General features: G+C 64.1%; 11 protein-coding genes. 1 reads left to right on the top strand and 10 read right to left on the bottom strand.

Annotation, left to right across the window (positions count from 1 at the left end; all coding sequences use genetic code 11):
* Nucleotides 1-181: 181 nt before the first annotated feature.
* The 4 genes from FJ543_RS27840 to FJ543_RS27820 all read right to left on the bottom strand — a co-directional run bounded on the left by FJ543_RS27840 (nucleotide 182) and on the right by FJ543_RS27820 (nucleotide 4,321).
* Nucleotides 182-1,444, bottom strand: a complete 1,263-nt coding sequence (locus FJ543_RS27840; protein WP_181172921.1) for a cysteine desulfurase-like protein — start codon at nucleotides 1,442-1,444, stop codon at nucleotides 182-184.
* 38 nt (nucleotides 1,445-1,482) lie between these two features.
* The gene (locus FJ543_RS27835; RefSeq protein WP_015314096.1) at nucleotides 1,483-2,157 is read right to left on the bottom strand and encodes an amino acid ABC transporter permease; all 675 of its coding nucleotides are present in this window, start codon (nucleotides 2,155-2,157) and stop codon (nucleotides 1,483-1,485) included.
* Between the two features lie 161 nt (nucleotides 2,158-2,318).
* A complete protein-coding gene (locus FJ543_RS27830) occupies nucleotides 2,319-3,116 on the bottom strand; it encodes an ABC transporter substrate-binding protein (RefSeq protein WP_015314095.1) in 798 nt (265 codons plus the stop codon).
* Nucleotides 3,117-3,544: 428 nt separating this feature from the next.
* Nucleotides 3,545-4,321, bottom strand: a complete 777-nt coding sequence (locus tag FJ543_RS27820) for an HpcH/HpaI aldolase/citrate lyase family protein (protein ID WP_140878375.1) — start codon at nucleotides 4,319-4,321, stop codon at nucleotides 3,545-3,547.
* Nucleotides 4,322-4,446: 125 nt separating this feature from the next.
* Here FJ543_RS27820 and FJ543_RS27815 point away from each other — a divergent pair, with 125 nt between their 5' ends.
* Nucleotides 4,447-5,538 carry an LLM class flavin-dependent oxidoreductase gene (locus FJ543_RS27815; RefSeq protein WP_140878373.1) on the top strand — a complete coding sequence of 364 codons (1,092 nt, stop codon included), beginning with the start codon at nucleotides 4,447-4,449 and terminating at the stop codon, nucleotides 5,536-5,538.
* 242 nt (nucleotides 5,539-5,780) lie between these two features.
* Here the strand turns inward: FJ543_RS27815 and FJ543_RS27810 are convergent, their stop codons facing one another.
* The 6 genes from FJ543_RS27810 to FJ543_RS27780 all read right to left on the bottom strand — a co-directional run bounded on the left by FJ543_RS27810 (nucleotide 5,781) and on the right by FJ543_RS27780 (nucleotide 12,305).
* Nucleotides 5,781-6,176 carry a RidA family protein gene (locus FJ543_RS27810; RefSeq protein WP_135916832.1) on the bottom strand — a complete coding sequence of 132 codons (396 nt, stop codon included), beginning with the start codon at nucleotides 6,174-6,176 and terminating at the stop codon, nucleotides 5,781-5,783.
* 76 nt (nucleotides 6,177-6,252) lie between these two features.
* Nucleotides 6,253-7,401, bottom strand: a complete 1,149-nt coding sequence (locus tag FJ543_RS27805; RefSeq protein ID WP_140878371.1) for an acyl-CoA dehydrogenase family protein — start codon at nucleotides 7,399-7,401, stop codon at nucleotides 6,253-6,255.
* 207 nt (nucleotides 7,402-7,608) lie between these two features.
* Entirely contained in the window at nucleotides 7,609-8,421 is an 813-nt protein-coding gene (locus FJ543_RS27795; RefSeq protein ID WP_140878369.1) for an enoyl-CoA hydratase family protein, read from the bottom strand.
* Entirely contained in the window at nucleotides 8,418-8,888 is a 471-nt protein-coding gene (locus FJ543_RS27790; RefSeq protein WP_140660590.1) for a MarR family transcriptional regulator, read from the bottom strand. Before FJ543_RS27790 ends, FJ543_RS27795 begins: the two co-directional genes overlap by 4 nt.
* Nucleotides 8,882-9,640 (bottom strand): SDR family NAD(P)-dependent oxidoreductase, encoded by a 759-nt coding sequence (locus FJ543_RS27785; protein ID WP_140878367.1) that lies wholly within the window; start codon nucleotides 9,638-9,640, stop codon nucleotides 8,882-8,884. Before FJ543_RS27785 ends, FJ543_RS27790 begins: the two co-directional genes overlap by 7 nt.
* Before the next feature lie 370 nt (nucleotides 9,641-10,010).
* Complete coding sequence (locus FJ543_RS27780; protein ID WP_140878365.1) at nucleotides 10,011-12,305, bottom strand: bifunctional salicylyl-CoA 5-hydroxylase/oxidoreductase; 2,295 nt, start codon at nucleotides 12,303-12,305, stop codon at nucleotides 10,011-10,013.
* Between the last annotated feature and the right edge of the window lie 105 nt (nucleotides 12,306-12,410).

The following is a 12,410-nucleotide window of genomic DNA, read 5'->3' as shown; positions in this document are numbered from 1 at the left end:
CGGTCCTCCGGCGGACAAGAAAACTGTCACCCATGCTATCGGTCCATTCTGTTACCTATCTATCCGGTTCGGACACCCGCACCTTCTCCCCGTCACTATACGGGGAGAAGGTGCCGGCAGGCGGATGAGGGGCAGCGCGACGGCCCGGATCGATCGGTGCGATTGCCGCGAGCCTGACTCATTACGACAGCTTGGCGATGATGGCGCGCAAAGCCTCGCCGAATTTTTGCACCTCCTCGATCGTATTGTAGTGCACCAGCGAGGCGCGGATGGCGCCGCTGTCCATCGACAGGTTGAGGCGCTTCATCAGCCGCGGCGCGTACATGTGGCCGTCGCGGATGCCGATCTGCATCTCGGCCATTTCCTCGACGATCCGCTGCGGCGACAGCTTGCCGATATTGAAGCAGAAGGTCGGCACGCGCTCGTTGATGCGCGCCTCGTCGGCGACCCCGTAGATGGTCGCGCCGCAATCCTTCAGTACGCCCATCATCTCGCGCGCCAGCACCAGCTCATAATCGCGGATAGCGCCCATGCCGGCGACGATGTTTTCGCGTCGCGAGCGGTTGTTGGAGGGCGCCAGATTGCGGCCGATCAGTTCCAGATACTGCACGGCGGCATCCATGCCCGACACGTTCTCGTAGATGAAGGTGCCCGCCTCGACCTTGTATGGCGGCTCGTCCGGAATGAAATCCTCGCGGAAGGTCGGCAGCCGCTTCAGCGTCTCGAAGCGGCCCCACAGGAAGCCCATATGCGGCGAGAAATTCTTGTAGCCGGAGCAGACGAGATAATCGCAGCCCCAGGCCTGCACGTCGATCAGCCCATGCGGCCCGTAATGCACGCAGTCGAGGAACACTTCGGCGCCGGCGGCGTGGGCGATTTGCGCCACCGACGCGACATCGACGATCGAACCGATCGAGTGCGCCGTCACCGTGCAGGCGACCAGCCGAGTGCGGTCCGAAACCAGCGGCTTGAGATCGTCGACATGCAGATTGCCATCCTCGCGCATGCGCCACCACTTGAATTTGGCGCCGGCCGATTCCAGCGCCAGCCAGGTGGCGATGTTGGCGTCGTGGTCCATGTCGGTGATGACGATCTCGTCGCGTTCTCCAAGCATCTGGCCGATGCCGAGGCTGACCAGGCGGATGAAGGAGGTGGCGTTCATGCCGAAGCAGATTTCCGCCGGGCTGTAAGCATTGATCAACAGTGCGACGCTTGTCCGCGCATCGGCGACCGACTGGTCGACGGTGACGCTGCGGCCATAGCGGCCGCCGCGCTGCACATTGTGCGAGACCAGGTGGTTGGTCACCGCGTCGAGCACGCTCTGCGGAATCTGCGCCCCGGCGGCGTTGTCCATGAAGATGAAATCGCCAGCCCGCTGCAGGGCGGGAAACATGGCGCGGATGGTGTCGACGGGAAAGCCGCCGGTGGCCTGGGGATTGCTCAAGGATATCTCCTGCGAAGTGCTTGCGGGGTGGTGAGTGGTCAGCGGGTCTTCTCGGTCTTGAAGCGGGCTTCAAGCAGGCTGACGAGACGAACCATCGGCCAAAGGAAGATGAGATAGACCAGCGCCGCGCCGATCAGCGGCGAGGGATTGGCGTAGAGCGACTGTGCATTGGTCGCTTCCTTGAGCAATTCCGGCAGCGCCACGGTGGAGGCCAGCGACGTGTCCTTGAACATCGAGACGCAGTTGCTGGTCATCGGCGGGATGACGACGCGCACCGCCTGCGGCAGCACCACCTTGCGCAAGGTCAAAAGGAACGGCAGGCCAAGCGCCTGCGCCGCCTCGAACTGGCCGCGCGGAATGCTCTCTATGCCGGAACGGAACACCTCCGCCGAATAGGCCGACATGATAATGGCGAACGCGGTCACCGCCGACGCCCAGGACGATAGACGTATGCCGAGGAAAGGCAGCGCATAATAGATCAGGATCAGCACGACCAGGACCGGCAAGGCGCGGAAGATGTCGGTGTAACCGACCGCCAGCCAGCGCAGCGGCTTCGGCGCATAGAGCCGCAACAGGCTGATCACCAGGCCGATGGGAATGCCGATGCCGATGCTGAGCAGACCGAGCAGCAGCGTGTTCAGGAAGCCGCGCAGCAACGCCGGCAGGCTCGACGCGATGACGTCGGCGTTGAAGAAAGTGTCGATCAGCGACATCAGGGCATTCCCGAACGGTGTTGCGTCATCTGACGCCAGAGCCCGACCCGGAACATCGAGATCGGCTATGCCGAACGGATGCTGGTCCCGGGAAAGTCATGCGTGAAAAACGGGACGTGCCGACCCCTTTGGGGCCGGCACGCATTCCGTCTGGCCGCCGCTCAGGCCTTGGGCATGGGCATTTCCTTGACGGTCGAGGAATCGGCAGGGGCGTCGCTGCCGAACCACTTCTTGTGGATCGCGGCCAACGTGCCGTCCTTCTTCATCGCCGTCAGCGCGTCGTTGAGTTTGCCGAGCAGCGGATGATCCTTGGTCATCATCAGGCCGTACTGCTCGCCGGTCTTGATGCGCTGCTTGACCTTCAGGTCCTTCATCTTGGTGAAGGAATATTCCATGCCGGGAATGTCGCTGACGGCGGCGTCGACACGGCCGGCGCTGAGGTCGAGCAAAAGGTTCTGCTGCGTGTCATAGCCCTTCACATCGCTGAAGCCGTCGGCTTCCTGATGCGCCTTGACCCAGGTCTCGCCGGTCGAGCCCGAGAGCACGCCGACGATCTTGCCCTTGAGGTCCGCCTCGGCGTTGACCGCGCTGTCGGTCTTGGTCGCGATACCCATGTCGGAATCATAATAGGGCTGGGTGAACGACTGCGACTTCAGCCGCTCCGGCGTGATCGTGATCGAGGAGATGGCGACGTCGATGCGCTTCGAAGTGGTCGCGGCGAACAGTGCCTGAAAGCCGAGATCGGCGATGTCGGTGGTCATGCCGGCGCGCTTGGCCGCCTCGTTGACGATGTCGACTTCGAAACCCTCGAACGTGCCGCTCTCGTTCTTGTATTCAAAGGGCGGATTGGTCGGGTAGGCGCCGACATTGAGCACATCGGCGGCATAGGCGGTTGCCGGTCCGGCCGCGATGCCGATTGCCGCGGCGACAAGGATGAGATTGCGACGGTTGAGCTTCATTGGTGGTCCCTCTGGGGTGTTCCCTCTGGTTGTTGATCGGGCGGGCTGGCCCGCACGGTTCTTGCCGTCCCGCCTCCCAGCGGGGCGTCAATTCATGATGGCGGCCATGCGCTCGAGCGCAGCCGCGATTTTGTCGCGGTCGCATACGCATTCACGCGCGAAAGGTTGGCGATGGTCTCGGTACGCAGGTCATGGAACTGAGCGCGCGCACCATCGAAAGCGTAGCGCGCGCTGGTCGATGATTGGGGCTGCACAAACGACAAGGACTGAAACCCCTCCCACCCGGAGCACCATGACAACTGCCCGTAAAGCCCTCCAGGCCGACAGTCGCCATCCATCCTGAATGCTTATCCAAAGCGCGGCGCTTTTCAAGGCAAAAGTTTTAAGCTTAAAAAGTTTCCTGGCTTGATCGCTTGCGCAACCGGGCGCTAGCGCGGGTCCTCCCGCGCCAGTTCGGCCCGGGCGGCGGCATAATTGGCCGCGGCGCCCGCACCCAGGTACATCGTGTCGCTGGCCAGGACGAAGAAGCTGACGCCGATTGCCGCCCATTGGCCGATGGCCTGCGGGCTGGCGCAGAATATGCCGGAGGTCTTGTCGTGCGCGATCGCCACGCCGATGATCCTGCGGATCGCGTCCGTGAGCTTGTCGGCGCCCTTCGGTCCGATCGCATCGATCGACACGGAGAGATCGCCGGGGCCGACGAAGATCACGTCGACGCCGTCGACATCAGCGATCGCCTCGATGTTGGCCAATCCCTCGGCGGTCTCGACCTGGACCGCCACGACGATCCTGTCATTGGCGCCGACTAGATATTCGGGAATGCGATCGCCATAACCGGCCGCGCGACCGGGTCCGACGCCGCGCTCGCCCCGTGGCGGATAGCGGGATGCTTTCACGGCCATTGCCGCCTGTGCCGGTGTCGAGACGCGTGGCACCAGCACGCCTTGCGCGCCGCTGTCCAGCGCCGCCTGGATGGCTTCGGGCGCGGGGCCGGGAACGCGCACCATCGCCGGCACGCGGTGGACATCGGCGGCGCGCACCATGGTCTCGATGATGTCGCGTGAGATCTGGGCATGCTCCCAGTCGATGCAGAGGAAGTCGAGGCCGGACAGCGCCATCACTTCGACCGCAACGGGATGCGGAATGGCGGCAAAGGAACCGACGAGGCTTTCCCTGCCGATGCATTTGTGGCGAAATCCGCTCATCGCTCCATTCCTTTGTTGTCGTGCCCGAATTCATATCCGCAAACAGCGGCGAGGCGAAGCTATTTCAGGCTTGAAATATTTTCGCGCGAGCCTAGCGTGGCGATCTTCCGCCGCGAGTTCCGGACATGATCAAAGCGCATCCCCTGCACGGCTCCAACAAACTGAAGCTCGGCGTCTTCTCGACCAATGCCGATGGCGGTCTCGCCATCACCGATGTGCCGGAGCGCTGGACGGCAAGCTGGCACGACAATCTGACGGCGGCCCAAATCGCCGACCGCGCAGGGCTGGAATTCCTGCTGCCGATCGCGCGCTGGCGTGGCTTTGGCGGTCGCAACAAGGTGCGCGAATGGTCGTTCGAGACCTTCACCTGGGCGGCAGCGCTCAGCATGGCCACCGAGCAGATCGGCCTCTTCATGACCGTGCATGTGCCGCTTGTGCATCCGCTCTATGCCGCCAAGGCATTGGCGACGGTCGATCATATCAGCCAGGGCCGCGCCGGCTTGAACATCGTCTGCGGCTGGAACCCGAAGGAATTCGGCATGTTCGGCACACCGCTGGTCGAGAAGGGGTATGACCAGGCGGCCGAATGGATTGAGATCCTTGAAAAGCTTTACGCGTCGGCGGAGCCGCTCGACTATGATGGCACCTATTATCGCCTCAAGGAGGCAGTAAGCCGGCCGGCCAGCCTGCAAGTTCCGCGCCCGGTGACGATGAACGCGGCCTTCGGCGGTCCGGGCCGCGATTTCGCCGCCGCCAGATGCGACTATCTGTTCACGACCTTTTCCGAGATGGCGGATGCCGGCAAGCATGTCGCCGACATCAGGGAACGGGCCGACAAGGTCCATCGCGATGTCGGGGTCTACACGGTGGCGCATGTCGTCTGCCGCCCGACGATGGAAGAGGCGCAGGCCTATTATAACAGGTATGCCGTCGATCTGGCCGATCGCGAGGCGGTCGATGCGCACATGGCGGGCAAGAAGGAATTCTCGCAGTCGCACGACCCGCATGCCTATGACCGCTACCGGCAGCGTTTCGCCGGCGGCGCCGGCACCTATCCGCTGGTTGGAACGCCGCAGACGATCGTCGCCGAAATGGCCGCCATTGCGGAGCACGGCTATCAAGGCATCGCCCTGTCCTTCGTCAACTACACCAGGGAATTGCCCTATTTCTGCGACCACGTACTGCCGTTGCTCAGGCAGGCCGGGCTTCGCGGGTAGCAGCGATGCCAAGGGGATGATCGGTGGCCTAGCCAGGATTTCAACGTCGTCATCCCTGGGCGGAGCAGGAGCGAAGCTCCGTCGCGGAGACCCTGGGATCCATGCCGCGATCTTAGCGACGGAGTGCGGCGGAGCAGAATTCCGGACCGCTGCAACGCTTTGATTTCACGGCATGGATCCTGGGGTCTGCGCCGCGTCGCTGCGCTCCTTGCTTCGCCCCAGGATGACGAAGCGATGGGCGTTTATTCCGGAATAACGGCGGTCGCCTGGATCTCCACCTTGGCGCGGTCCTCGACCAGCGCCACCACCTGCATGGCGGCCATCGCTGGAAAATGCCGGCCGATCACCTCGCGATAGGCCTCGCCGATCCCCTTGAGGTTGCCGAGATATTCGGCCTTGTCGGTAAAATACCAGGTCATCGAGGTGATGTGCCGTGGCTCCGCGCCGGCCTCGGCCAGCACCGCGACGATGTTCTGAAGCGTCTGCCGCACCTGGCCGGCGAAATCGTCGGTCTCGAACTGGCATTGCCCGTTCCAGCCGACCTGTCCGCCGACGAAGACGAGCCTGCCGCGCGCGGCCACGCCATTGGCGTAGCCGACCGGTTTTGCCCAGCCTTCCGGCTGCAGGATCTCGTGCATGTCGTCTCTCCGCCTGTCCAATATCGGGTCCGCAATATCCGTCTCGAAAACATTTCAGTCCGTGGTCACGACCTGTTCAGGCCGCGCCCATTACTTGCCGTGCGATCACAACCTTCTGCACGTCCGATGCGCCCTCGTAGATTCGCAGCGCGCGGATCTCGCGATACAGGCTCTCGACGATATGGCCCTTGCGGACACCATCGCCGCCATGCAGCTGCACCGCTTTGTCGATCACCTCCTGCGCCTTGTCGGTGGCGAACAGTTTGGCCATCGCCGCCTCGCGCGTCACCCGCGCCGCACCCATGTCCTTGGTCCACGCAGCCCGGTAGACCAGTAGCGCCGCCGCGTCGACGTCGAGCGCCATGTCGGCGATGTGCCCCTGCACCATCTGCAGTTCGGCCATCGGCGCGCCGAACAATTTGCGCTCGGCCACGCGTTTGATGCTTTCATCGAGCGCGCGTCGGGCAAAGCCGAGCGCCGCCGCGCCGACCGTCGAGCGGAACACGTCGAGCACCGACATGGCGATGCGAAAACCGTCGCCCGGCCTGCCGATCAGGGCCGAGGCGGGCAACCGCACCCCGTCGAAAGACAAGCGCGCCAGTGGATGCGGCGCGATCACTTCCAGGCGTTCGGCGATACCGAGCCCCTTGGCATCGCCCGGCACCAGGAAGGCAGAGAGCCCCTTGGCTCCGGGCGCCTCGCCGGTGCGGGCGAAGACGACGTAAATATCCGCAATGCCGCCATTCGAAATCCAGGTTTTGTCGCCCGTGAGAACGTAGCTATCGCCGTCACGGGTCGCCGCCATCTCCATGTTGGCGACATCAGATCCCGAACGCGGTTCCGATAGGGCGAAGGCTGATATCGCCTTGCCGTCCCGTGTCTTTGAAAGCCATTGCTGCTGGTCCGGCGTCCCGAACAGGCTGAGCGCGCCGGTGCCGAGACCTTGCATGGCGAAAGCGAAGTCGGCGAGGCCATCGTGGCGGGCCAGCGTCTCGCGCGTGATGCACAGGGCGCGCACGTCGAGTGGTGCCGGATTGCGGGTGTCGAGCGCCGTCGGCTTCAGCCAGCCGTCCCTGCCCAGTTTCGCGACCAGCTCGCGGCAGGCGGCGTCGACGTCATGGTGGTCGACCGGCAGGTTTTTCGCGCACCAGGCGTCCAGGTGCTCGGCCAGTTGGCGATGGTGGTCTTCGAAGAAGGGCCAGTTGAGGAAGGAGCGGTCAGGCATGGATATCTCCCGTTACGCCTCGTTCCGTCACACCCCCCTCTGGCCTGCCGGCCATCTCCCCCGCAAGGGGGGAGATTAGCGGTTTCACCGATGCCGCCCCTTCCTCAGAGCTGGTAATTGGCGAAAGCCAGAGTGACATCTGATCTCCCCCCTTGCGGGGGAGATGGCCGGCAGGCCAGAGGGGGGTGCCTAGGCAACAAGCCATCCTCAATTCCCCTCGAACACCGGCTTTTCCTTGGCCACGAAAGCCCGATACGCCCGTTCGAAATCGCGCGTCTGCATGCAGATCGCCTGCGCCTGTGCTTCCGCCTCGATCGCCTGGTCGAGGCCCATCGACCATTCCTGGTTGAGCTGCGTCTTGGTGATGCCGTGGGCGAAGGTCGGGCCGGAGACGATGCGGGCGGCCATGTCGAGCGCGTCGGCTTCTAGGGAAGCCGCCTCGACAAGCCTGTTATAGAACCCCCAGCGCTCGCCTTCCGTCGCTGTCATGGTTCGGCCGGTGTAGAGCAGTTCGGCGGCGCGGCCTTGGCCGATGATGCGCGGCAGGATCGCGCAGGCGCCCATGTCGCAGCCGGCTAGGCCGACGCGGGTAAACAGGAACGCCGTCTTGGCTTCCGGCGTGGCGATGCGGATATCCGAACTCATCGCGATGATGGCGCCGGCGCCGACCGCCACGCCGTCGACCGCGGCGATGATCGGCTTGCCGCAATTCAGCATCGCCTTGACGAAATCGCCAGTCATGCGGGTGAAGGCCAAGAGCTGCTTAATGTCCATCTTGACCAGCGGGCCGATGATGTCGTGGACATCGCCGCCGGAGCAGAAATTGCCGCCATTGGAGAGGAACACCACGGCGTCGACGTCGTCGGCATAGACGAGATCGCGGAACGTGTCGCGCAGCTCGGCATAGCTGTCGAAGGTCAGCGGGTTCTTGCGCTCCGGCCGGTCGAGCCGGACCTTGGCGATCCTGCCCTCGACCTCCCACAGGAAATGCTTCGGCTTGAGGCCGGCCATTGCGGTCATTCGCGTCCCTCCCAGTTGCTGCGGAACGAGGTCAGCATGCCGGTCAGCCGGCGCGCATCCTCCTCGCTGACCTTGCCCAGCAATTCGCCGATCCAGCCCTCATGCGCGGCGGCGATGGTGGCAAAGGACTTCGTACCTTCCTCGGTCAGCCGAACCATCGAGGTGCGGCGGTCGCCATTGCGGCGCGCGCGCGCCACCAGCCCTTCCGAAACCAGCCGGTCGACAATACCGGTGACATTGCCGTTGGACACCAGCAGGAAGCGCGACAGGTCGCTCATCAGCATGCCTTCCGGCGCGCGGTAAAGTGCTGCCATGACGTCGAAACGCGGCAACGTCGTGTCGAATTCCTTCTTCAGGCGCTCGCGCAGTTCGGCCTCGATCGTGCGCGACGCGCGCAGCAGCCTGATCCACAGGCGCAGCCGGTCCTTGCCGGGTCCCGATGGCAGGGGCAGGGGGCCGGCTACCATGTTTCACCTCCCGAGATCGAAATCGCCTGTCCGGTGATCGATTGCGCCGCGTTGCCACACAGCCAAAGCACGGCTTCGGCAATTTCCCGGGGCTGGATGAAACGGCCTTGCGGATTGGTCGAGGCAAGACTGGCCCGCGCCTGTTCTGCCGAGCGGCCGGTCTTTTCGACGATGCGCTGGATGGACTCCTCCAGCATGTCGGTCTCGACGAAGCCTGGGCACACGGCGTTGACGGTGACACCGGATTTCGCCGTCTCGGCGGCCAGCGCCCGCATCAGGCCGACGACGCCATGCTTGGCCGCGACGTAGGGCGCGACATAGGCGTAGCCTTTCAGACCTGCCGTGGAGGCGATGAAGATGATGCGGCCCGCCTTGCGCGCGGCCATGCCGGCCAGCGCCGGTTTCACCGTCAGGAAGGCGCCGGTCAGATGGACGTCGAGCGTCCGCTGCCAGTCGGCCAGCGGGATCTTGTGCGCCGGCGTGCTGCCGGCCATGCCGGCATTGGCAATGACGATATCGAACGGCCCGCGCGCGGCTTCGGCCTGCGCGTAGAGCGCCGCCATGGCCACCTCGTTGGTGACATCGGCGGAGATGCCGAAGATACGTTTATTCTCGCCGGCCACCTTGGCCAGTTCCGCTTCGCGGCGGCCGCAAATGGTGACGTCGATGCCGGCGCCGGCCAGCGCCAGGGCGATCGCCCGGCCGACGCCGGAGCCGCCGCCGGTGACCAGTGCGTGCTTGCCCGCAATCATGTGGCAATCCTCGAAGGTCGGCGCTGCCTCTTGCGCCAGATCGAAGCCATGACATGCACAGACATTCTGGGACTGGCGATTGGCCCGATGCTTGGTTGCCAGGTGGTTCCCCCAATCCGTCGTTGCTTCGCAACGCCACCTTTCCCCCCTCCGGAGGGAAAGGAAGGGAGCCTCATGAGACGAGCATCGGCGGCAGAGGGGTCGCGCCGTTCCTCTCCCCCGTCGATCGGGGGAGAGGTGGATCGGCGAAGCCGAGACGGAGTGGGGGTCGACCAGCGCAGTGCAAGACCATGCATGCGCGACGCCCCCCTGCATGCTGCGGGAAGGTGCCGGCAGGCGGATGAGGGGCAGCGTGGCGAACGAAAAATACTCATACTTTCAGCCCCGCCGCCGCATCGCGCTCGGCCAGCCGGTAGAGCTGGTCGCGGCCGGGCAGATAGGGATCCGGCCATTTGACTCCGCGGTCGCCGAGCGTGACGGCCGCGTGCAATGTCCAGTACGGATCGGCGAGATGCGGCCTCGCCAGTGCCACAAGGTCGGCGCGGCCGGCCATCAGGATCGAATTGACATGGTCCGGCTCGTAGATGTTGCCGACCGCCATCGTCGCCATGCCGACTTCGTTGCGGATGCGGTCGGAAAACGGCGTCTGGAACATGCGGCCATAGACCGGCTTTGCCAGCACCGAAGTTTGTCCTGCCGAGACGTCGCAAATGTCGACGCCGGCCTCATGCAACAGCCGCGCGATCTCGACCGCGTCGGCGGGTGTCACGCCTTCGATGCCGACCCAGTCATTGGCAGAAATACGCATCGAGATCGGCTTGTGCGCCGGCCAGGCGGCGCGCACCGCGTGGAAAACCTCGAGGGGATAGCGCATGCGGTTTTCCAGCGAACCGCCATAGGCGTCCGTGCGGCGGTTGGTGACCGGCGTGATGAAGGACGACAGGAGATAGCCATGGGCGGCGTGGATCTCCAACATGTCGAAGCCGCAGCGATCGGCCATCTGCGCCGAAGCCACGAACTCGTCGCGCACTCTGTCCATGTCGGCGCGGTCCATCGCCTTCGGCACCTGATTCTGCGGCGACCACGCCACGGCGGATGCCGCCATGACTGGCCAGTTGCCTGATGCCAGCGGTACGTCTGTTCCTTCCCAGCCGAGCCGGGTCGAACCCTTGGCGCCGGAATGGCCGATCTGCGCGCAGATCTTCGCTTCGGTCTCGGTATGGACGAAGCCGACCAGCCGTTTCCAAGCCGCCTCATGTTCAGGCGCGTAGAAGCCCGGGCAGCCGGGCGTGATGCGCCCTTCCGGACTGACGCAAGTCATCTCGATATAGATGAGCCCGGCGCCGCCCTTGGCACGCTCGGCATAGTGGGTGAAATGCCAGTCCGTCGGGCACCCGTCGACAGCCTTGTACTGCGCCATCGGCGAGACAACGACGCGGTTTAGCAGCCGCATGTCGCGCAGCTTGAACGGCGCGAACATCGGCGCCCGGCGCAGCCTGTTGCCACCGGCACCCGCCTGGCGCTGGAACCATTCTTCGGCGCCGCCCAGCCATTCGGCATCGCGCAGCCGCAGATTCTCGTGGCTGATGCGTTGCGAGCGGGTCAAAAGCGAATAGTTGAACTGCACCGGATCGAGGCCGAGATAGCGCTCGACCTCCTCGAACCATTCCAGCGAATTGCGCGCCGCCGACTGCAGCTTCAGCACCTCGGTGCGGCGGGCGTCCTCATATTTACGGAAGGCGGCCTCGAGGTCCGGTTCGGTCTCGACATAATCGGCCAGCGCCACCGCGCTTTCCAGCGCCAGTTTGGTGCCGGAGCCGATCGAGAAATGCGCCGAGGCCGCCGCGTCGCCCATCAGCGCCAGATTCTTGTAGGACCAGCGCTCGCACAGCACGCGCGGGAAGTTGATCCAGGCCGAGCCACGGATATGGTTGGCGTTGGTCATCAGCGCGTGGCCGCCAAGATGCTTGGCAAAGATGCGCTCGCACACCGCGATGGACTCCTGCTGCGACATCGCGCCGAAGCCGAAGGCGGCCCAGGTCTGTTCGCTGCATTCGACGATGAAGGTCGCGGTCTCGCTGTCGAACTGGTAGGCGTGCGCCCACACCCAGCCATGCTCGGTCTTCTCGAAGATGAAGGTGAAGGCGTCGTCGAATTTCTGGTTGGTGCCGAGCCAGACGAATTTGCATTTGCGTGTGTCGATGTCGGGTTTGAAGATATCGACGAACGTGTTGCGCGCCCTTGAGTTCAGTCCGTCGGCGGCGACGACCAGGTCATGCGTCTCCATATAGGGGCGGGGATCGGCGATGTCGGTTTCGAACATCAGCTTGACGCCGAGTTCGCGCGCGCGGCGCTGCAAGAGGACCAGCAGCCGCTTGCGGCCGATGCCGCAGAAGCCGTGCCCCGACGAGACCGTGCGCACGCCGTCATGGATGACAGCGATGTCGTCCCAATAGGCAAAATGCTTCTTGATCCAGACGGCACTGACCGGATCATTCTCAGCAAGGTTGTCGAGCGTCTCGGCCGACAGGACCACGCCCCAGCCGAACGTGTCGTCGGCGCGGTTGCGCTCGAAAACCGTCACGTCGTGCGCGGCGTCCCTCAGCTTCATCGAAATGGCAAAGTAGAGGCCGGCTGGTCCGCCGCCGAGAACCGCAACCTTCATCTGTGCGATCTCCTCTTCGCTTGCTATGCCTCAGTATCGCGCCGGAGGTAAGATATTTCAAGCTTAAAGTTTTATATCGAAATGATTATGCGCGCGTGGGTGACG

The organism is Mesorhizobium sp. B2-5-7 (genome assembly GCF_006440875.1).
Classification (GTDB): domain Bacteria; phylum Pseudomonadota; class Alphaproteobacteria; order Rhizobiales; family Rhizobiaceae; genus Mesorhizobium; species Mesorhizobium australicum.
This window is presented reverse-complemented; position numbering and strand designations above follow the sequence as displayed.